The 19,786-nt window shown below is 70.4% G+C and carries 18 protein-coding genes; all 18 read right to left on the bottom strand.

Annotated features, from left to right (window positions below):
- Positions 1–11: 11 nt before the first annotated feature.
- The 18 genes from secG to def all read right to left on the bottom strand — a co-directional run bounded on the left by secG (position 12) and on the right by def (position 19,769).
- Positions 12–251: a preprotein translocase subunit SecG gene (gene secG / locus ACT3UN_RS03210; RefSeq protein WP_301442881.1), complete on the bottom strand. Its 240-nt coding sequence runs from the start codon at positions 249–251 to the stop codon at positions 12–14.
- Between the two features lie 103 nt (positions 252–354).
- Positions 355–3,108, bottom strand: coding sequence for a phosphoenolpyruvate carboxylase (ppc, locus tag ACT3UN_RS03205; RefSeq protein ID WP_301442882.1), 2,754 nt, complete (start codon positions 3,106–3,108; stop codon positions 355–357).
- A 99-nt stretch (positions 3,109–3,207) separates the two neighbouring features.
- Complete coding sequence (tpiA, locus tag ACT3UN_RS03200) at positions 3,208–3,990, bottom strand: triose-phosphate isomerase (protein ID WP_444656288.1); 783 nt, start codon at positions 3,988–3,990, stop codon at positions 3,208–3,210.
- Between the two features lie 12 nt (positions 3,991–4,002).
- Positions 4,003–5,214 (bottom strand): phosphoglycerate kinase, encoded by a 1,212-nt coding sequence (locus ACT3UN_RS03195; protein ID WP_301442879.1) that lies wholly within the window; start codon positions 5,212–5,214, stop codon positions 4,003–4,005.
- Positions 5,215–5,386: 172 nt separating this feature from the next.
- A complete protein-coding gene (gap, locus tag ACT3UN_RS03190; protein ID WP_301442878.1) occupies positions 5,387–6,394 on the bottom strand; it encodes a type I glyceraldehyde-3-phosphate dehydrogenase in 1,008 nt (335 codons plus the stop codon).
- A 77-nt stretch (positions 6,395–6,471) separates the two neighbouring features.
- Positions 6,472–7,545 (bottom strand): DNA-binding protein WhiA, encoded by a 1,074-nt coding sequence (gene whiA, locus ACT3UN_RS03185; RefSeq protein ID WP_301442877.1) that lies wholly within the window; start codon positions 7,543–7,545, stop codon positions 6,472–6,474.
- Positions 7,529–8,611 (bottom strand): gluconeogenesis factor YvcK family protein, encoded by a 1,083-nt coding sequence (locus ACT3UN_RS03180; RefSeq protein WP_301442876.1) that lies wholly within the window; start codon positions 8,609–8,611, stop codon positions 7,529–7,531. The genes whiA and ACT3UN_RS03180 overlap by 17 nt, the downstream gene beginning before the upstream one ends.
- Positions 8,608–9,552, bottom strand: coding sequence for an RNase adapter RapZ (gene rapZ / locus ACT3UN_RS03175; RefSeq protein WP_301442875.1), 945 nt, complete (start codon positions 9,550–9,552; stop codon positions 8,608–8,610). Before rapZ ends, ACT3UN_RS03180 begins: the two co-directional genes overlap by 4 nt.
- 9 nt (positions 9,553–9,561) lie before the next feature.
- Positions 9,562–11,682, bottom strand: a complete 2,121-nt coding sequence (gene uvrC / locus ACT3UN_RS03170; RefSeq protein WP_441579433.1) for an excinuclease ABC subunit UvrC — start codon at positions 11,680–11,682, stop codon at positions 9,562–9,564.
- A 19-nt stretch (positions 11,683–11,701) separates the two neighbouring features.
- Positions 11,702–12,247 carry a PH domain-containing protein gene (locus tag ACT3UN_RS03165; protein ID WP_441582932.1) on the bottom strand — a complete coding sequence of 182 codons (546 nt, stop codon included), beginning with the start codon at positions 12,245–12,247 and terminating at the stop codon, positions 11,702–11,704.
- A 45-nt stretch (positions 12,248–12,292) separates the two neighbouring features.
- Positions 12,293–12,775, bottom strand: a complete 483-nt coding sequence (gene ribH, locus ACT3UN_RS03160) for a 6,7-dimethyl-8-ribityllumazine synthase (RefSeq protein ID WP_301441917.1) — start codon at positions 12,773–12,775, stop codon at positions 12,293–12,295.
- Between the two features lie 25 nt (positions 12,776–12,800).
- Positions 12,801–14,051 carry a bifunctional 3,4-dihydroxy-2-butanone-4-phosphate synthase/GTP cyclohydrolase II gene (locus tag ACT3UN_RS03155; RefSeq protein WP_301441920.1) on the bottom strand — a complete coding sequence of 417 codons (1,251 nt, stop codon included), beginning with the start codon at positions 14,049–14,051 and terminating at the stop codon, positions 12,801–12,803.
- 74 nt (positions 14,052–14,125) lie between these two features.
- Positions 14,126–14,746 (bottom strand): riboflavin synthase, encoded by a 621-nt coding sequence (locus ACT3UN_RS03150; protein WP_301441916.1) that lies wholly within the window; start codon positions 14,744–14,746, stop codon positions 14,126–14,128.
- An 89-nt stretch (positions 14,747–14,835) separates the two neighbouring features.
- Complete coding sequence (gene ribD, locus ACT3UN_RS03145) at positions 14,836–15,933, bottom strand: bifunctional diaminohydroxyphosphoribosylaminopyrimidine deaminase/5-amino-6-(5-phosphoribosylamino)uracil reductase RibD (RefSeq protein WP_301441915.1); 1,098 nt, start codon at positions 15,931–15,933, stop codon at positions 14,836–14,838.
- Entirely contained in the window at positions 15,930–16,616 is a 687-nt protein-coding gene (rpe, locus tag ACT3UN_RS03140) for a ribulose-phosphate 3-epimerase (RefSeq protein WP_444626744.1), read from the bottom strand. The genes ribD and rpe overlap by 4 nt, the downstream gene beginning before the upstream one ends.
- Positions 16,617–16,663: 47 nt before the next feature.
- Positions 16,664–18,229 carry an RsmB/NOP family class I SAM-dependent RNA methyltransferase gene (locus ACT3UN_RS03135; protein WP_444656286.1) on the bottom strand — a complete coding sequence of 522 codons (1,566 nt, stop codon included), beginning with the start codon at positions 18,227–18,229 and terminating at the stop codon, positions 16,664–16,666.
- Complete coding sequence (gene fmt / locus ACT3UN_RS03130; RefSeq protein ID WP_444656284.1) at positions 18,229–19,269, bottom strand: methionyl-tRNA formyltransferase; 1,041 nt, start codon at positions 19,267–19,269, stop codon at positions 18,229–18,231. The genes ACT3UN_RS03135 and fmt overlap by 1 nt, the downstream gene beginning before the upstream one ends.
- On the bottom strand, positions 19,266–19,769 hold the full coding sequence (gene def, locus ACT3UN_RS03125; RefSeq protein WP_301441911.1) for a peptide deformylase: 504 nt from the start codon (positions 19,767–19,769) through the stop codon (positions 19,266–19,268). Before def ends, fmt begins: the two co-directional genes overlap by 4 nt.
- Positions 19,770–19,786: the final 17 nt, after the last annotated feature.

The raw sequence follows: 19,786 nt of genomic DNA, 5'->3' as shown, positions 1-19,786 counted from the left end.
TACAGGCCGGATCAGCCCACGTTGTAGTGGACGACCAGGTTCAGTCCGATGATGGCGGCGATCCAGATCACCGCGGTGGTGACCGTCAACCGGTCGAGGTTCTTCTCCACCACCGTGGAGCCCGACAGGCTCGACTGCATACCGCCACCGAACAGGCTGGACAGGCCGCCGCCCTTCCCCTTGTGGAGAAGAACGGAGAGTCCCAGAATGAGGCTGGTGACCACCAGAAGGATCTGGAGGGTGAGAACCATGCGAACTGCCTTACGTCGGTCGGGGCCATGCGATAACCACACCATCATAGCCCACCGCCGGACATCGTGACACCCACGACACCCCGCACCAGGCACACGGGCCCTAGCCCGAGTTGCGCAGCCCCGTGGCCAGCCCGTTCATGGTCAGGCGGATGCCGTCGAGCACGTCCTCGCTGCGGTCCCCGGCACGGTAGCGGCGCAGCAGCTCCAGTTGCAGCAGGTTCAGCGGCAGCAGGTACGGGAACCGGTTGCGCACCGACATCGCCAGTGCAGGGTTGTCGGTGACCAGGCTGTCCTGCCCGGTGACCTTCAGGCACATGTCCAGGGTGAGGTGGAACTCGTCGACGATGGTGTCGTAGATGCGCTCGGCGTCGGCGGCGTCGGGCACCAGGCCGGAGTACAACTTCGCCACGGACAGGTCGGCCTTGGCCATCACCTGCGCCATGTTCGACAGGACCGAGCGGAAGAACGGCCAGGATCGGTGCAGCTCCTGCAGGTACGCCAGCTTCTCCCCCGACTCGTCCTCGCCGACCCAGTCGCGCAACGCCGAACCCACGCCGAACCAGCCGGGCAGCATGATGCGCGACTGCGACCAGGACAGCACCCACGGGATCGCGCGCAGGTCGGCGATGCTGCTGGTCTGCTTGCGCGAACTCGGACGCGAGCCGATGTTCAGGTTCCCGATCTCCGCCAGCGGTGTGGAGGAGGTGAAGTAGTCGATGAACCCGTCGTCCTCGTGCATCAGCGTGGCGTAGGCCTTGCGGGACAACTCGGCGATCTCACGCATGGCGGCGTAGGCGTCGTCCGGGTCGTCGATGCGGTCGACGGGGAGCAGGCTGGCCTCCAGTGTCGCCGACACCAGCGCCTCGAGGTTGCGGCGCGCCACCGAGGGCACCCCGTACTTCGCGGAGATGATCTCTCCCTGCTCGGTGATGCGCACGCTGCCCTGCACCGCGCCCTCCGGCTGGGCGAGGATCGCCTCGTGGCTGGGGCCGCCGCCGCGTCCGACGGTGCCGCCGCGCCCGTGGAACAGGCGCAGGCCCACCCCGGCGTCCTTCGCCGCGGCGACGAGCGACAGTTCCGCGTCGTAGAGGCCCCAGTTGGCGGCGAAGTAGCCGCCGTCCTTGTTCGAGTCGGAGTAGCCGAGCATGACCTCCTGCACACCGCCACGCTGGGCGACGTAGTCACGGTAGAAGCCGTGGCCCCACAGCTGCGCCATCACCGACGAGCCGTTGGCGAGGTCGTCGATGGTCTCGAACAGGGGGATCACGTCGATCCCGCCGGTGACCTCGCCGTCGGTGACGTCGATCAGGCCGACCTCCTTGAGCAGGATCATCGGCTCCAGGATGTCGGAGACGCTGGACGCCATGGAAATGATGCAGTGCGGCACGGCGTCGGGACCGAAGCGGGCGACGGCGGCCGCCGCGGAGCGGAAGATGCCGAGCTCGCGCTCGGTCGCCTCGCTCCACGTGGCGCGCGGGTCGGTCAGCGGACGCGGTGAGTGCAGTTCGCCGGCGAGCAGCTCGACGCGGGCGTCCTCGTCCAGCGTGGTGTAGTCGCCGACCACACCGGCCCGGGCGAAGATCTCGGTGAGGATCGCCTCGAAGCTCTCGGAGTTCTGTCGCAGGTCCAGGCTGCTCAGGTGGAAGCCGAAGGACTGGGCGGCGGCGATGACGGTGCCGAGACGGTGGTCGGCGATGAGGTCGTCGGCGCTGGCTCGCAGGGAGGCGTCCACGGTCTCCAGGTCGGCGAGGAACTCGGTGGCGTCGGCGTAGGGCTCGTGCGGTCCGGCGGTGCGGTCCGGGTCGACGGCGTCGCTGAGACGGGCGGCGGCAGTGGCCGCGATCCGTCCGCGGATGCCGTGGGCGGCCCGACGGTAGGGCTCGTCGACGCGGGACGGGACGTCGTTGTGGCCGCGGTCCGCGAGCTCGTCGAGCTCCGGGGTGGCCGAGGTCAACCGGCTGGACAGGCTGAGCTCGTGCTCCAGGTCGTGCAGCTGCGCGAGGTACCAGTCGAAGACGGTCTGGGCGGCACGCGAGGACGCGTAGTCCACCGTCTCACCGGTGACGAAGGGGTTGCCGTCGTGGTCGCCGCCGATCCAGCTGCCGGGGCGCACCACCGGGGTGGCAGGGACGTCCTGTCCGTAGCGTTCCCGCAGTTCCACGGTGACGCGCCGGTTGATCTGCGGGATCTCCTGCAGCAGGCTGATGGTGAAGTAGCGCAGGCCCACGTTGATCTCGTCCTCGATGCGCGGGCGCACCGAGCGGATCAGGGCGGTCTGCCACAGGATGGTCACGCGGCGGCGGATGTCGCGGTCGATGCTCGCCAGCCGGTCGTCGCTGCGGGCGGTGCGCCCGGCGTTGAGGATGTGGCCGCGCTTGCGCATCAGGCGGGTGATGTCCCACTGGACGTCGAAGACGGTGCGCCGACGCGTCTCGGTGGGGTGCGCGGTGAGTACGGGCGCCACGTAGGCGGACTCCACGACCTTCGAGACCTCCGCGGCGCTGACCTCGCCCTCGTCGAGGGCCTTCCAGGCGGCCTGCAGGGTGGCACGCGGCGGGGCGGCACCTTCATCGGCCAGGCGCTCGCGCAGGCGCTCCTCGTGCAGGTCCTCGGCCAGGTTGGCCAACAGGGCGAAGTGGGAGAAGGCCCGGATTACGGGCAGTGCCTTGTCCGCGGAGAGGTCGCGGAGCCGGTCGGCGAGGTCGGCGACGTCGCCGTCACCGTGGCGGATGGAGAACGCCGCCTGCCGGGTCTCCTCGACGAGGGCGAAGACGTCCTCGCCCTCCTGGTCGCGGATGACGTCGCCGAGGATGGAGCCGAGGTAGCGCAGTTCCTGACGCAGACCCGGCACGATCTCCGGCTCGTCCCGGTCCGGTGGGACGACGGGGATGGCGGTGCCGGGGACCGTGGTGTCGGACTCTTCAGTGGGGGATGTCATTCCCCCATTGTGCCTCTAGCCGGCGGCGTTTGCAGCGGCCGCGCACAGTCGTGCGAAATCCTCGCCGTCGAGGCTGGCCCCGCCGACGAGTCCGCCGTCGACGTCGGCCTGGCCGACGATCTCGGCGACGGAGTCGGTCTTCACCGAACCGCCGTAGAGGATCCGGACGCCGTCGGCGGTCTGCTGGTCGGCGAGCTCGGCGACGAGCACGCGGATCGCGGCGCAGACCTCCTGCGCGTCGGACGCCGAGGCGACCTTGCCGGTGCCGATGGCCCACACCGGCTCGTAGGCGATGACCACGTTGGCCAGGTCGGACGACGACAGACCGTCCAGGGAGGCGCGGGTCTGCGCGACGACGTAGTCGACGTGCTCACCGGACTCGCGGACCTCCAGCGGCTCGCCGACGCACACGATCGGCGACAGCCCGGAGCCCAGCGCGGCCTTGGCCTTGGCGGCCACGGTCGCGTCGTCCTCCCCGTGGTACTGGCGACGCTCCGAGTGGCCGACGACGGCCCAGCTGCAGCCCAGCTTGGCCAGCATCGGGGCGGAGACCTCGCCGGTGTAGGCGCCGGACTCGTGGACGGAGACGTCCTGGGAGCCGTAGGTCAGCGGGATCTTCTCGCCGTCCACGACGGTCTGCACGCTGCGGATGTCGGTGAACGGGGGGATCACGGCGACGTCGACGTGCTCGTAGTAGTCCTTGGGCAGGGCGAAGGCGAACTTCTGGACGACCTGGATGGCCTCCAGGTGGTTGAGGTTCATCTTCCAGTTGCCGGCGATGAGCGGGGTGCGTGACATGGTGGGTACTCCTCAGTTCTCGAGAACGGTGATGCCGGGCAGTTCCTTGCCCTCGAGGAACTCGAGGGAGGCGCCGCCGCCGGTGGAGATGTGGCTGAAGCCGTCCTCGTCGAGGCCGAGGGTGCGCACGGCGGCGGCGGAGTCGCCGCCACCGACCACGGAGAACGCGCCGGCGGAGGTGGCCTTGATGATCGCCTCGGCCAGCCCACGGGTGCCGTCGGCGAAGGCGGCGAACTCGAACACGCCCATCGGGCCGTTCCAGAACACGGTCTTGGCGGCACCGAGGGTCTCGGAGAACGCGGCCACGGAGTCCGGACCGATGTCGAGGCCCATCTGGCCGTCCGGGATGGCGTCGGCGGCGACGGTGGTGGCCGGTGCGTCGGCGGCGAACTCGGGGGCGACGACGACGTCGGACGGCAGGGCGATGACGTCACCGAAACGCTCGAGCAGGTCGCGGCAGGTGTCGATCATGTCCTCCTGCAGCAGCGAGCTGCCCACGGAGTGGCCCTGGGCGGCGAGGAAGGTGAAGCACATGCCGCCGCCGATGATCAGCGTGTCGACCTTGGGGGCGAGCGCCTCGATCACGCCGAGCTTGTCGGAGACCTTCGAGCCGCCGAGCACCACGGCGTAGGGCTGGGCCGGGTCCTCGGACACGGTGCGCAGGACCTCGAGCTCGGACTGCACCAGACCGCCGGCGTAGTGCGGCAGCAGGGCGGCGACGTCGTAGACGGACGCCTGGCGACGGTGGACTACACCGAAGCCGTCGGAGACGAAGGCCCCGTTGTCGCCGGTGAGCGCGGCGAGCTCGGCGGCGAACGCCTGGCGCTCGGCCTCGTCCTTGGAGGTCTCGCGGGCGTCGAAGCGGACGTTCTCCAGCAGGAGGATGTCGCCGTCGTTGAGGCCGTTGGCACGCTCGTGGGCGTCCTCGCCGGTGACGTCCTGCGCCAGCGGCACCCACTGGTCGAGACGCTCGGCGAGGGCCTCGGCGACGGGGGCGAGAGAGAACTCGGGGTTGACCTCGCCCTTCGGGCGGCCGAGGTGGGCGGTGACGATGACGCGGGCACCGGCGTCGACGAGGCGGCGCAGGGTGGGCAGCGAGGCGTCGATGCGGCCCGGGTCGGTGATGTCACCGTCCTTGAGGGGCACGTTCAGGTCGGCGCGGACGAGGACGTGACGTCCTTCGACACCGTCGGCGATGAGGTCGTCGATGGTCTTCACGGTCATGGCTCAGTCTCCTGTGGATAGGTGGTTGACGGGGATCGTTCGTGAGGGGTGGAAGAAATGGTGGCCGGACGGGAGCAGACAGGGTGACGGCGGGTCGGCATGTGCCGACCCGCCGTGGGACCGGTGGAACCGGCCGGTACTGCTCCAGACTACTGGACCACCCGGAGGTGGATCAGAGACGCTCGCCCACGTAGGCGGCGAGGTCCACGAGGCGGCGCGAGTAGCCCCACTCGTTGTCGTACCAGGAGACGACCTTGACCTGGTTGCCGATGACCTTCGTCAGACCCGAGTCGAAGATCGAGGAGTGCGAGTCGCCGACGATGTCGGTGGAGACCAGCGGCTCGTCGTCGGAGTAGGACAGCACGCCCTTGAGCTCACCCTCGGCGTGCTTCTTGATGGCGGCGTTCACGGCCTCGACGCTGACCTCCTTGGACGCCTCGAAGGTCAGGTCGGTGACCGAGCCGGTGGGCACGGGCACGCGCAGTGCGTAGCCGTCCAGCTTGCCCTTGAGCTGCGGGAGCACCAGGGACACGGCCTTGGCCGCACCGGTGGAGGTCGGCACGATGTTCAGGGCCGCGGCGCGGGCGCGACGCAGGTCCTTGTGAGGTGCGTCGTGCAGACGCTGGTCGCCGGTGTAGGCGTGGATGGTGGTCATCAGACCCTTGACGATGCCGAACTCCTCGTCGAGGACCTTGGCCATCGGTGCCAGGCAGTTGGTGGTGCACGATGCGTTCGAGATGATCGTGTGCGCCGCCGGGTCGTAGTCGGTGTGGTTGACACCGACGACGAAGGTCGCGTCCTCGTTCTTCGCCGGGGCGGAGATGATGACCTTCTTCGCACCCGCGTCCACGTGCGCCTTCGCGGCGGTGGCGTCGGTGAAGAAACCGGTGGACTCGATGACGATGTCGACACCCAGCTCGCCCCACTTGAGGTTCTGCGGGTCGCGCTCGGCGGTGACCACGAGACGCTTGCCGTCGACGGTGATCGACTCCTCGTCGTAGCTGACCTCGGCGTCCAGACGACCCAGGATGGAGTCGTACTTCAGGAGGTTGGCCAGGGTCTTGTTGTCGGTGAGGTCGTTGAAGGCGACGACCTCGAGGTCAGCCCCGCTCTCGCGGAGTGCCCGGAAGAAGTTGCGGCCGATCCTGCCGAACCCGTTGATTCCTACCCGTACCGTCACGGTAAAGCTCCTGTTCTCGATGAGTGGTGAGTTGCCGTTGTCCAGAGTACAGCGGAATCCGGCGCCCCGCCGTGGAGCTATTCCGTGCCCTGATCCTCCGGGGTCAACCGCTTATCTTCGGCGTCGGCGGGGTCCCCCGTACCGTCCAGATCTTCCATGTCGTCCATGTCATCGAGGTCGAAGATGTCGTCGGTGACCGCGGCGTGGGTGTCGGGGATGCCGACCTCGCCGGCGCGCTGGTCGGCCATGGTGAGCAGGCGGCGGATGCGTCCGGCGACGGCGTCCTTGGTCATCTGGGGGTCGGCGAGCTGGCCGAGTTCCTCCAGCGAGGCCTGCCGGTGCTGCACCCGCAGCGTGCCGGCCTGCACGAGGTGGTCGGGCACGTCCTCGCCGAGGATCGTCAACGCCCGGTCCACCCGGGCGGCGGCGACGACGGCGGCGCGGGCGGACCGGCGCAGGTTGGCGTCGTCGAAGTTCGCCAGCCGGTTGGCCGTGGCCCGGACCTCGCGGCGCATGCGCTGCTCCTCCCAGTCCAGCCGGGTGCGCTGCGCACCCATGCGGGTCAGCAGGTCGCCGATGCTCTCCCCGTCGCGGATGGTCACCCGGATGATCCCGCGGGTCTCCTTCGTCTTCGCGGTGACCCCGATCCGGCGTGCCGCCCCGACGAGCGCCAGGGCCGCCTCGTTGCCGGGCGTGGTGACCTCCAGGGAGGACGAGCGGCCCGGCTCGGTCAGCGAGCCGCGGGCGAGGAACGCGCCGCGCCAGGCGGCGGTGCACTGCTCGGCGGTGCCGCCGATGATGTAGGGCGGCAGACCGCGGACGGGACGTCCGGCACGGTCGATCAGCCCGGTGCGGCGGGCGAGTTCGGTGCCGCCCTCGGCCCAGCGCAGGACGTAGCGCGAGGAGGTGCGCAGGTTCCCTCCCCCGACGACCTGGATCTCGGCGGTGAGGTCGAAGAGCTCCTCGACGAAGCGGGAGACGCGGCGCGCGGTGGCGCCGTTGTCGACCTCGGCCTCGACGACGATGCGTCCGGCCACCAGGTGCAGGCCCGCGCAGTAGCGCAGTAGGCCGGACACCTCGGCGGTCATGACCTCCGGCCGGGTCTCGTTGACCCGGGCCAGCTCATCCTTCACCTCAGACGTCAGTGCCACTGTGGCTGTCGCCCCTTTCCTCCGGGTGCCCCGGCTCGTCGTGTGTTCCGGGTGATCCTACCGTGGGGGTGGCGGTGCGGTCCCAGTCGGCGAGTTCACGCAGCACCCCGGCGAGCTTGGCCGAGGAGTGCCGGTCGGTCCACCGGCCGCGGTCGTCGTCCTCGCGTACGTCGCGGTAAAGCACGGTGGCGCCCAGCCGGGCGGCGGCGCGTTCCATGTGGCGGCGTTCATTGCCGGGCAGCAGCACGGAGGTGTCGACCACCACCACGTCCATGGTGAGGGTGGGACAGTGCTGCAGCAGCATGTGGATGTGGCGTTCCATGGAGAACCCGCTGGTCTCCCCCGGCTCGGCGACGAGGTTCATGATCACCGCGCGGGTGGCGGTGGTCTCGGCCAGCGCCTCGACGATGCCGGGCATCAGCAGGTGCGGGATCACCGAGGAGAACCAGGAGCCCGGGCCCAGGGTGACCAGGTCGGCGTCGAGGATGGCCTGCACCGCCTCCGGTGAGGCCTCCGGGTTCTGCGGGATCAGCCGGACGCGACGCACCTGCCCCAGGGTGGACGCGACGGCGACCTGCCCGCGCACGGAGTTGACCTCGCGCGGGTCGTCGCCGATGCCCTGGACCTCGGCCTCCAGGTCCAGCGGCTCCGGCGACATCGGCAGCACCCGGCCGCGGATGCCGAGCAGGTCGCTGAGTTCGTCGAGCGCCTCGATGCTGGAGCCCAGCACCTCCGACAGCCCGGTGAGCACCAGGTTGCCCACGGCGTGGCCGGCGAGAGCGCCGTGCCCGGAGAAGCGGTGCTGCAGGGTGCGTTCCCACAGGTGCCCGCGCGGGGTGTCGCGTACCAGGGCGGCGAGCGCCATGCGCAGGTCCCCCGGGGGCAGCGAGCCGAGCTCGCGGCGCATGCGTCCGGACGAACCGCCGTCGTCGGCGACGGTCACCACGGCGGTGACGTGCTCGGCCGCGGCACGCGCCGAGCGCAGCGTGGCGAACAGGCCGTGGCCGCCGCCGAGGGCGGTGATGCGGTCAATATTCATTTCAGCCGTATCGTTCAACTCGCTCATGCCGAGGCCCCCTCTCCGGTGGCGGTGCGGCCGGGACGCCCCGGCTCCAGGTCGCGGTGGACGGTGCGGACGTCCAGCTCCGGGTTCGCCGCCAGGCGCGCGGCGAGCGCCTCGGCGACCGCCGGGCTACGGTGCTGGCCACCGGTGCAGCCGATCGCGACGGTGAGGAACCGTTTGCCCTCCCTGCGGTAGCCGGGCAGCGCGGTGGACACGAGGGTCTCGACCGCGTCGAGGTAGTCGGAGGCCTCCGGGCGGGACAGGACGAACTCGGCGACCGGGGCGTCCAGCCCGCTGTAGTCGCGCAGGTTCTCGTCCCAGTACGGGTTGGGCAGGAAGCGGGCGTCCAGCATCACGTCCACGTCGTTGGGGATGCCGTTCTTGAAACCGAAGGACTGCACGGTCACGTGCTCACGCCGGTCCGACAGCGCCTCGAAGTAGCCCTCCATGCTGCGGCGCAGGTCGTGCACGCTGGTGCCGGAGGTGTCGATGACCAGGTCGGCGCGCTGACGGATGCCCTCCATCATCTCGCGCTCCCGGTCGATGCCGGCCTGCAGCGTCTCCCCGTCCTGCAGCGGGTGGGTGCGGCGCACCCGGCCGTATCGGCGGATCAGGGTGCGGTCGTCGGCATCGAGGTAGAGCACCACGGGCCGCCGGCCGGACTCGTGCAGGCTGGAGAGCACCTCGGTGAGCGAACCGACGAAGTCGCGCGAGCGTACGTCGGTCACCACGGCCAGGCGCTCGACGGGCGAGTCAGACTCGAAGCTGAGCTCGACCATGCGCATGATCAGTTCCGGGGGCAGGTTGTCGGCGACGTACCAGCCCATCTCCTCCAGGACGGTGGCCGCCTCCTTGCGGCCGGCGCCGGACATCCCGGTGATGAGGACCAGCGACGCCTCCTGCCGGTCAGGTCGCGTTCCCGTGTCTCGGGTGGCATCGTTCATGCCACGATTCTAGACCGAAGACTCCGGTGGTGTCTGCCGCTCCAACGCCGCCACGATGGCCTCGGCGAGTGCCGGCCCGAAGCCTGGCACCTGGGTGATGCCCTCCACCCCGGCCTCCCGGACCTTGGCCACCGAGCCGAAGGTCTTCACGAGCTCGGCCCGACGCTTCGGACCCAGCCCCTTGACCTCGTCGAGGGCGGAGCGGGTCATACGTTTACCGCGACTGGAGCGGTGGAAGGTGATGGCGAATCGGTGCGCCTCGTCGCGCAGTTGCTGGATCAGGTACAGCGCCTGGGAGTTGCGTGGCAGGATCACCGGGTAATCGTCGCCGGGCACCCACAGCTCCTCCAGCCGCTTGGCCACCCCCACCAGGGTGACGTCGGTGACGCCCAACTCGTCGAGTACCTCCTGGGCCGCGTTGACCTGGGGCTTGCCGCCGTCGACGACGAAGAGCTGCGGCGGATAGGCGAACTTCTTCGACCCGGCCTCGGCCTGCTCCACGGTGACCTCGCCGTCCAGCAGGTCGCCGCCGTCGTCGCCCTCGGGCACGGCGGTGCGGTCCTTGTGATGGCGTTTAAAACGGCGCCGGACGACTTCAGCGATCGAGGCGACGTCGTCGGAGTGCCCGTCGCCGGCGGCCTCGCGGATGCGGTAGCGACGGTAGTCGGACTTGCGCGGCAGGCCGTCCTCGAAGACCACGAGGCTGGCGACCACGTCGGTGCCCTGGATGTGGGAGATGTCGGTGCACTCGATGCGCAGCGGGGAATCGTCCATCCACAGCGCCTCCTGCAGTTCCTGCAGGGCCGCCGAGCGGGTGGTCAGATCGCCGGCGCGGGCGATCTTGTGCTGGCGTAACGCCTGGGTGGCGTTGGTGGTGGCGGTCTCCATCAGCGAGCGCTTGTCGCCGCGCTGCGGGACGCGCAGGGTGACCCGGGCACCGCGCAGGACGGTGAGCCAGTCGGTGAGCCGCTCCCGGTTGGTGGGCAGGACGGGCAGCAGGATCTCGCGCGGCACGGGCTCCAGGGCCACGGCGTCCGGCTCGGTGCCGGTGCCGGTAGCGCCGACGCTACTGCCGGACGCGACGTCGGCGCGCGAGTTGCCGCCGACGGCGGACTCGGTGGCGTTCGCGAGTTCGGCGTTCTCCCCGTAGAACTGGGTGAGGAAGTCCTCCAGCAGCGTGGGCCAGCCGTCGGCCTCTGAATCTTCGGCGTCTCCAGCGTCGCCAGCCTCACCAGCATCGTCGGTGGACGCCTTCTTCTCCACCACCCAGCCGCGTTGGCCGCGGATGCGTCCGCCGCGCACGTGGAAGACCTGCACGGCGGCCTCGAGTTCATCGCTGGCCACGGCGACGAGGTCGGCGTCGGTGTCGTCGGAGAACACCACGGACTGCTTCTCCACGGTCTTCTCCATCGCCCCGAGCTGGTCGCGCAGGGATGCCGCGCGTTCGAAGTCGAGGTCGGCGGCGGCGTCCGTCATCTCGCCGCGCACGTCGCGGATCACCCGGTCGGTGTTGCCGCCGGCCAGGAAGGAGCAGAACTCGTCGACGAGTTCGCGGTGCTGCGAGGGCGACACCCGCCCCACGCACGGTGCCGAACAGCGGTCGATGTAGCCGAGCAGGCAGGGCCGTCCGAGCTGTTCGTGGCGCCGGTACACCCCGGTGGTGCAGGTGCGCACCGGGAACACCCGGGTCAGCGACTCCAGGGTGTCGCGGATGGCCCAGGCCTTGGGGTACGGGCCGAAGTAGCGCACGCCCTTCTTGCGCGGGCCACGGTAGAGGAACGCCCGCGGGTAGGTCTCCTTCACGCTCACGGCGAGCATGGGGTAGGTCTTGTCGTCCCGGTACATCACGTTGAACCGGGGGGCGAACTTCTTGATCCACGTGTACTCGAGGTTCAGGGCCTCGATCTCGCTGCCCACCACGGTCCACTGCACGTGGTCGGCGGTGTGCACCATGGTGCGGATGCGCGGTTCCAGGTGCCCGGGGTCCTGGAAGTAGTTCGACAGGCGGGCGCGCAGGTTCTTCGCCTTGCCGACGTAGATCACCCGGTCGTCGGCGTCACGGAACGTGTAGACCCCCGGACTGGTGGGGATCGTGCCGGGGGCGGGTCGGTAGGAGGCGGGGTCGGCCATGGACTCGGAGCCTACTCCCCTACTCGTCGGGCATGTAGCGGTCCTCGAGGACGCGGAAGTCCTCCACCTTCCTGGCGATCGTGGACCGGTCGGCGACCTGGAAGGCCATCATCGGCACGAACTCGAAGTCCGGCAGCTCGAGGCGGGCCCAGCGGGCCTTACGGGGGAAGGACAGGCCGTGGATGATCGACCAGTGGTAGAACTGGGCGCCGAAGATGTTGCGGACCTCCACCCCGTCCTCGTTGACGCGCACCCGGGGGCGCAGCAGCATCAGCACTGCGGCGGAGATGATCACGCCGATGCCGATGAACGCCCACTGGTCCACGCTGCTGACCGTGGCGCCGGTGTCCCCCACCCCGGAGACGACGGCCATGAAGACGTGCACGGCCATGACCACGACCGCACCGATGACCGCCCACCACCGCAGGCTGGTGGAGGTGACGGTCAGCAGCCACTCCGGACGGCCCGCGCGACCGGGGGTCGCGCCGGTGGCCGTGCTATCCGCCGCACGGTCTACCGCGCCGTCGGCCACAGTGGACTGGGACACTGATTCAGAGCTGCTCACGGGTCACCAGCCTACCCCCGGGCACGGACCACGACGAAACCGTGCTCAGCGTGCCGAGCGGATGTCGCGCAGCACCAGCAGCGAGTGCAGGACGGCGCGGGCGGCGTCCGCCCCCTTGTCCTCCACGGCCCCGTCGCCGCCGGCGCGGGCGACGGCCTGGGCCTGGTTCTCCACGGTGAGCACACCGTTGCCGACGGGTTTTCCGCAGTCCAGGGAGACGCGGGTCAGCCCGTAGGTCACGGCATTGCACACGTGGTCGAAGTGGGCGGTCTCCCCACGGATGACGCAGCCGTTGGCGACGACGGCGTCGAAGTTCTTCGCCGCCTCCGCGGCCACGACGGGCAGTTCGACGGCACCGGCGACGCGCCACTGTCCGACGTAGGCTCCGGCCTGGCGCAGGGCGGTCACGGCGTGCTCGTGCAGCCGGTCGGTGACTTCGGCGTTCCAGGAGGCGGTGACCACGGCGATGCGGTAGCCCGCCCCGGCGTCGCGGGTGAGGGTGATGTCGGCGAGTCCGTCCGAGGGCATGGGTGGCTCCTTAGGAGTGTGGTGGCTAGTGGGCGGCGGGGGTCAGCGAGTCGATCTGGTGGCCCATGCGGTCACGCTTGGTGCGCAGGTAGGCCTCATTCTCCGGGTTGGCGGGCAGCTCCACGGGCACCCGGCGGGTCACGGGGATGCCGTGGCGTTCCAGGTCGAGGCGCTTGCCGGGGTTGTTCGACAGCAGGGCCACCGAGCCGACGCCGAGGTCGCGCAGGATCTGGGCGGCGGCGCTGTACTCGCGCGAGTCCACCGGCAGGCCCTGGGCGGTGTTGGCGTCGACGGTGTCCAGCCCCTGGTCCTGCAGGTTGTAGGCCTTGAGCTTCGGCACCAGGCCGATGCCGCGGCCCTCCTGGCCGCGCAGGTACACCAGTACCCCGCTGCCGGCCTCGGCGATGCGGTCCAGGGAGGTGGACAGCTGCTCACCGCAGTCGCAGCGCAGGGAGCCGAAGATGTCGCCGGTGAGGCACTCGGAGTGGATGCGCACCAGGACGTCCTCGGCGCCGTTGAAGTTGCCGGTGTCTCCGGTGTCTCCTGTGGCACCGGCAACCAGTGCGACGTGCTCGACCCCGTCGATCAGGCCGTTATAGGCCACGGCGTGGAAGTTGCCGTAGCGGGTGGGCAGCCGGGACTCCACGCTGCGGGCCACCACCGGGGTGTGCACGCGGCGCCAGTCGGCGAGCTGCTCGATGGAGATCAACGACAGGCCGTGCTCGTCGCAGAAGCGGCGCAGCTCCGGCAGGCGTGCCATGCCGGTCGGGTCCTCCTCGGAGACGACCTCGCACAGCACACCGGCCGGACGCAGCCCGGCGGCGCGGGCGAGGTCCACGGAGGCCTCGGTGTGCCCGCCGCGTTCGAGGACCCCGCCCTTCTTCGCCCGCAGCGGCACGACGTGCCCGGGACGGTGGAAGCTCTCGCGGGTGGACGTGGGGTCGGCGAGCAGGCGCAGGGTGCGGGCACGGTCGGTGGCGCTGATGCCGGTGGTGATGCCCTCGGCGGCGTCGACGGTGACGGTGTAGGCGGTGCCGCGGACGTCCTCGTTGCGGGCGACCATGGGCGGCAGCCCGAGCCGGTCGGCCTCACTGTCGGGAACGGCGGCGCAGATGTAGCCCGAGGAGTGCCGGACGGTGAAGGCCACGGTCTCGGCGGTGGCGGTCTCGGCGGCGAAAATGATGTCGCCCTCGTTCTCCCGGTCCTCGTCGTCGACGACGACCACGGGCTTGCCGGCGGCGATGTCGCTGATGGCGTCCTCGACGGGGTCGAGCAGGCTGCCACGGTCGCCGGACTGGCTCCGGTCCGAGCTGGAGCCGTGGGTGCCGCTGGTGGGGTTGGTGAGGTCGCTCACTGGGCGTCTCCTTCTGCCTGGGACAGTCGTTCGAGGTACTTGGAGAGTACGTCGCACTCGATGTTGACGGTGTCGCCGGTCTTGAGGTCGCCGAGCATCGTCTCGGCGAGGGTGGTGGGGATCAGCGAGACCTCGAACCAGGGGTCGCTGACGGGCCCGACCTCAGCCACGGTGAGGGAGACACCGTTGACGGCGATGCTGCCCTTCTTGGCGACGTAGCGCGCGAGCTCGGCGCTGGCGCCGGTGAGTTCGAAGCGGAAGACCTCCCACTCGCTGCCCGGGGTGCGGGAGATGAGCTCGGCGGTGCCGTCGACGTGGCCCTGGACGATGTGGCCGCCGAGACGCCCGCCGGCCGGTGTGGCGCGCTCCAGGTTGACCCGGTCACCGGGGTGCGCGGCACCGAGGGCCGTGTAGTCCAGGGTGACCTTCATGCAGTCGGCCCAGAAGCCGGTGGAGTCGAACTCGGTCACGGTGAGGCAGACACCGTTGACGCTGATGGACGCCCCGTGGGTGGCGTCCTGCAGGACGTGGCTGCAGGCGATGCGGATGCGCTGGGCGTCTTCGGTGCCGTCTACCTCGGCGACCGTGCCCGTCTCCTCGACGATTCCGGTGAACATAACTGTTCAGTGTAGGACAGGTACCGGGGTGCTTGTGAAGCGGGGCACAGGAGCTGCACCGTGCTCCCGGAGTCACCGAAGGATCGGGTTCAGTTGCGCGTTGTCACGATCAGCACATCCCCGCCGATGGTCTCTGCCGACCTCAATGTGAACCGATGGATGCCGGCCATCGTGGTCGTCGCACCCTGCGGTGCCACGACCGCCGGCAAACCCGCCCCCAGTAGTGCCGGGGCGGTGTACGCCTCCACCGCGTCCACCAGACCGGCCGCCACGAATGCCGCCGTCAGGTGCGGGCCGCCCTCCACCAGGACATCCACCACGCCCCTGCCCCACAACTCCTCGAGTACCACAGGCAGGTCGCGCGTCTGCAGGTGCAGGGCAGGACGGATCGACGCGTCCCCGGCCAGGTCCGAGGTTCCCACCACGATCCGCAGCGGCTGGTGGTCGTACAGGGATCCGTCCGCCCGCCGGGCGGTGAGGCGTGGATCATCCGCGACTACCGTCCCCGTCCCCACGAGGATCGCGTCTCGGCGCGCACGGTCACGGTGAACCCGTTGGCGGGCAACCTCGCCGGTGATCCACTGCGACGTGCCGTCCGTGGCCGCGGCGAAACCGTCCATCGTGGCGGCGTACTTCAGCGTCACGTGCGGCCGGCCCAGGCGCTGTGCCGCCAACCACGGCTCCACGCTGAACACCGGCACTCCCGCCAAGTTCCCGGTGTCTCCCACCAACGGTCCGATGACCTCTACCCCGGCGGCGCGGAGATACTCCGCTCCCCCGCCCTGTGTCTCACCCGGGTCGGCGAAGACGAACACCACGCGCGCCACGCCCGCCGCCAGCAGTGCCTGACTGCACGGACCCGTGCGTCCGGTGTGGTTACAGGGCTCCAGGGTCACCACGGCCGTTCCCCCACGCGCCCGCTCCCCCGCGGCGGTCAGAGCGTTGACCTCGGCGTGGGCACCACCGGGAGGGCTCGTCGCCCCGACACCGACAACAGTCCCCTGGGCGTCCAGCACCACCGCGCCGACCGGCGGGTTCGGCGAGGTCGTCCCGCGGACCTCCTGGCCGGCGGCGTCCGCCTGCAACACCGCGGCGGCCAGTGACTCGGCCTCCCAGGACTCTGCAGGCTCCCCGACACCTGCCTCGGCGAGCAGAGCGGACAGCCGGTCGACGAGCGGGTCCGTCATGCCCCGGCGACCGCCTGCGCGGCAGTGTTCCGCAGCTCGGTCACCCGGGCTTCGGGATTCTCTGCCCCGAACACGCTCGAGCCGGCGACGAAGACGTCCACCCCGGCCTCGGCGCTGACGCCCACCGTGTCCGGCCCGATGCCGCCGTCGATCTCCACAAGGGTGTCCAGCACGTCGGCGTCGATACGGGCACGCAGGGCACGGACCTTGTCCAGCACCTCAGGCATGAAGGACTGCCCGCCGAAGCCCGGCTCCACACTCATCACCAGCACCGTGTCGAAGTCGGCGAGGTGGTCCAGCAGCGGTTCCACCGCGGTTCCCGGCTTGATGCTCACCCCGGCCCTGGTGCCCGCCTCACGCAACGTGGCGGCCAGGGCGACCGCGGCCTCCACGTCCGCCACGGCCTCCAGGTGGAAGGTCACGTTGCCGAACGCGGCGTAGTCGGATGCCCAGCGGGCCGGGTCCTCGATCATCAGGTGCACGTCCAGGAAGGTGTCCGTGGAGCGGCGCACAGCGTCCGCCACCGGCAGACCGAAGCTCAGGTTCGGCACGAAGTGCCCGTCCATCACGTCGATGTGCAGCCAGTCCGCCCCCGGAACCAGGGCCACACTGCCCCTGATGTCCGCGAAGTCGGCGGCGAGGATGGACGGGGCGATCTGGGGCTGACGGCGCGCAGGACTCATGGCACCCACTCTAGTCGGGACGGCCGCTGAGATGTCCCCGAGGTGTGTCAGGGCCGCCGCAGCACCGCGAAGAACATCGCGTCGGTACCGTGACGGTGCGGCCACAGCTGCACGAACGGACCCGAGACGTCCTCCAACTCCGGGAACAGTGCGGTGGCGTCCTCGATGACCGCGCCGGTCTCCTCGGCCACCGCGCGCACCACCGCGCTGGTCTCCGCCGGGTGCGGCGAGCAAGTGGAGTACACCGTCACCCCGCCCGGCGCCGTCGCCGACACCGCCGAGCGCAGCAGGTCACGCTGCAGGGTGACCAGCGGGGCCACGTCCTCGGCCGACTTGCGCCAGCGCGCCTCCGGACGCCGACGCAACGCGCCCAACCCCGTACAGGGTGCGTCCACCAGCACGCGGTCGAAGCCGACACGTCCGGCATCGGAATCCTGCGAGCCAGGCACCTCGAGCCCCTCGACGCCGGCCAGATCACGGCCGTCGCCGAGGTGCACCGACACCGGCAGCCCCTGCGTGGCCTTGCGGACCAGCTCCGCGCGGTGCGGGGCGGACTCGACCGCGTCCACCCGTGCTCCGTCGCCCATCGCCCAGGACACCAGGAACGCCGTCTTGCCGCCCGGCCCCGAGCACAGGTCCAGCCACCGGCCCTGGTCGCCATCCACCTCGGCGCGCAGCATCGCCAGGGCGATGAGCTGGCTGCCCTCGTCCTGCACCGAGGCCAGCGACTCCTTCACCGGCTCCAGCTTTCCCGGGTCGCCCTCGGAGAGGTACACCGCGTACGGCGACCACCGACCTTCCTCACCACCGGTGACCAGGGCGAGTTCCTCGGCAGTGATCTGGCCCGGACGCGCCGCCAGATGCACCAGCGGACGCTCGTCGTCGGCGGTCAACGCCGCCTCCAGCTCAGCGGCAGGCTCACCGGCGGCCCCGCCGAGGGCGGTGTTGAATACCTCGGCGATCCACGTCGGGTGGGCGTAACGCAACGCCAGGGCGTCCACCGGGTCGGTGAACCCGGCGGTGACGGTACCCAGCCACTCCTGCGGCGTCGAGCGGGTGATCCGGCGCAGCACACCGTTGGTGAAACCGGCGGCCTTCTCCTCACCGTTGGCCTTGACCAGCTCCACGGTGGTGTTCACCGCCGCATGGTCGTCGACACGGGTACGCAGCACCTGGTAGGCACCCAGGCGCAACGCGTCCAGCACCGTCTCGTCGATGCGTCCCACCGGGCGCCCGGCGGCCTCGGCGATCACGGCGTCCAGCAGGCCCTGGGCACGCAAGGTGCCGTAGGTCAGCTCGGTGGCGAAGGCGGCGTCGCGCCCGCTCAACCCGGCCGAGCGGATCACCCCGGGCAGCACCAGGTTGGCGTAGGCGTCCTGCGAACTGACCTGGCGCAGCACGCCGAAGACCGCGTCGCGCACCTTGTCGCCCGAGCCGCGCTTGCCCTGCTTCTCCCGCTGCTCCACCACGTCGCGGTGCTCCTGGCGGTGCGACTCGCTGCGCCGCCGGTAGCCTGACTGACCACCCTGACGGTGGTCGCCGGACGTCTTCTTCTGACCCGGACGCTGCTTCGGGGAATCCCCCGACGTCGACCGTGCGCGGAAACCTGCCATCAGGACTCTCCCTCTGCTGCGTGCTGCTCTAGCGGACTCTCGAATGTGGCCGGGGACGTGGCCGGGGATGCGGACGGGGATACCTCGAACAGGTCGCCGCGGCCACGGGCCCAGTCCGCCGCGACCATCATCTTCTTGCCCGGCGGCTGGATCCGGGTGATCTCCAGGACGCCGTCGCCGGTGCCCACGACCACCGCGGCCTTCGTGGCGCGCAGCTCACCGGGGGCCAAACGTGCGTCCTCGCTGTCGTCCTCGCTCGAGGGCACCGGAAGCATCAGGCCCAGCTTGTAGCGCTCGCCGTCGAGCACCGTCCACGGACCCGGCGCCGGGGTGTGCGCACGCGCGGTACGCTGCACCACCGCCGCCGGACGCCGCCAGTCCACCCGCGCCTGCGCGCTGGTGATCTTCGACGCGTACGTCGAGCCCGTCTCGTCCTGCTCCTCGGCGACGACCTCGCCGGAGGCCAGCCCCGACAACGTCCGGGACAACAGCACCCGACCCGAGTACGTCAGTCGTGTCAGCAGGTCGTCGGCGGTGTCCTCCAGCCCGATCGTCTCGGTGACCTCACCGGTGACCGGGCCGGCGTCCAACCCGGGAACGATGCGGAACGTCGAGGCACCCGTGGTGGTGTCACCGGCGGCGATGGCGGCCTGCACCGGTGCCGCACCGCGCCAACGTGGCAGCAGGGAGAAGTGCAGGTTGATCCACCCCTGCGGGAAGATCCCCAGCACGTCCTGCGGCAGGATCTGCCCGTAGGCCACCACCGCCACGGCCTCCGCACCGTCGGCGGCGTAACCGCGCAACGTCTCACGCACCTCCTCGGCGTCCTCGTGCCCCGGCTTCAACGAGGCGAACTTGTGCACGGGCACACCGTGGGCCGTGGCAACCTCCGCCACCGCCGAGGGGTGCAGCGTGCGGCCACGTCCACGCTTGGCGTCCGGCTGGGTCAGTACACCGACGACCTCGTGGTCGGACTCCTCCAGCAGGTACTCCAGGGTCACCGCGCCAGGCTCGGGCGTGCCGGCGAAAAGGATCCTCATCGGTTGAACCACTCGCTTCCCCGGATCTCACCCATCACCGCGCGACGCTCCGCCGGCTCCATGCGCTGGAAGAACATCACCCCGTCCAGGTGGTCGGTCTCATGCTGCACGCAGCGGGCCATCAGCCCGTCGACCTCGCGGTCCACCGTGGCCCCGTCCACCGTGGAACCGGTGAGACGGACCCGTTCGAACCTGGTCACCGGGCCGCCGGTCTCGGGAACCGACAGGCACCCCTCCCGCGCGGTCTGCTCGTCCTCGCCGACGGCGCTCCACACCGGGTCGATGACGTGGCCGCGGTCGCCGTCGCAGTCGTAGACGAAGATCCGGCGGGTCAGGCCCACCTGGTTCGCCGCCAGACCGACTCCCCCGGCGGAGTCCATGGTCTCCAGCATGTCGTCGATGAGGGTGGGCAGGGAGTCGTCGCCGGTGGGGTCGCCGACCGGGTCCGCGACAGTGCGCAGGACCGGGTCGCCGAAGAGACGGATGTCGAGAACGGTCATGGCGTCACAGTCTACCG

This window comes from Corynebacterium sp. AOP12-C2-36, from assembly GCF_052379185.1.
Lineage (GTDB): Bacteria > Actinomycetota > Actinomycetes > Mycobacteriales > Mycobacteriaceae > Corynebacterium.
Note: the sequence above shows the minus strand (reverse complement) of the source record. Positions and strands in the feature narration are given on the sequence as shown.

What these genes read in the sequence shown, in the direction of transcription:
- ACT3UN_RS03135 (WP_444656286.1), bottom strand. Translation starts at nt 18,229, where the DNA reads ATGGCAGGTTTCCGCGCACGGTCGACGTCGGGGGATTCCCCGAAGCAG.
- rpe (WP_444626744.1), bottom strand. Translation starts at nt 16,616, where the DNA reads ATGAGTCCTGCGCGCCGTCAGCCCCAGATCGCCCCGTCCATCCTCGCC.
- def (WP_301441911.1), bottom strand. Translation starts at nt 19,769, where the DNA reads ATGACCGTTCTCGACATCCGTCTCTTCGGCGACCCGGTCCTGCGCACT.
- secG (WP_301442881.1), bottom strand. Translation starts at nt 251, where the DNA reads ATGGTTCTCACCCTCCAGATCCTTCTGGTGGTCACCAGCCTCATTCTG.
- rapZ (WP_301442875.1), bottom strand. Translation starts at nt 9,552, where the DNA reads ATGAACGATGCCACCCGAGACACGGGAACGCGACCTGACCGGCAGGAG.
- ACT3UN_RS03150 (WP_301441916.1), bottom strand. Translation starts at nt 14,746, where the DNA reads ATGTTCACCGGAATCGTCGAGGAGACGGGCACGGTCGCCGAGGTAGAC.
- ribD (WP_301441915.1), bottom strand. Translation starts at nt 15,933, where the DNA reads ATGACGGACCCGCTCGTCGACCGGCTGTCCGCTCTGCTCGCCGAGGCA.
- uvrC (WP_441579433.1), bottom strand. Translation starts at nt 11,682, where the DNA reads ATGGCCGACCCCGCCTCCTACCGACCCGCCCCCGGCACGATCCCCACC.
- fmt (WP_444656284.1), bottom strand. Translation starts at nt 19,269, where the DNA reads ATGAGGATCCTTTTCGCCGGCACGCCCGAGCCTGGCGCGGTGACCCTG.
- tpiA (WP_444656288.1), bottom strand. Translation starts at nt 3,990, where the DNA reads ATGTCACGCACCCCGCTCATCGCCGGCAACTGGAAGATGAACCTCAAC.
- ACT3UN_RS03180 (WP_301442876.1), bottom strand. Translation starts at nt 8,611, where the DNA reads ATGAGCGAGTTGAACGATACGGCTGAAATGAATATTGACCGCATCACC.
- ACT3UN_RS03195 (WP_301442879.1), bottom strand. Translation starts at nt 5,214, where the DNA reads ATGACCGTGAAGACCATCGACGACCTCATCGCCGACGGTGTCGAAGGA.
- ribH (WP_301441917.1), bottom strand. Translation starts at nt 12,775, where the DNA reads ATGCCCTCGGACGGACTCGCCGACATCACCCTCACCCGCGACGCCGGG.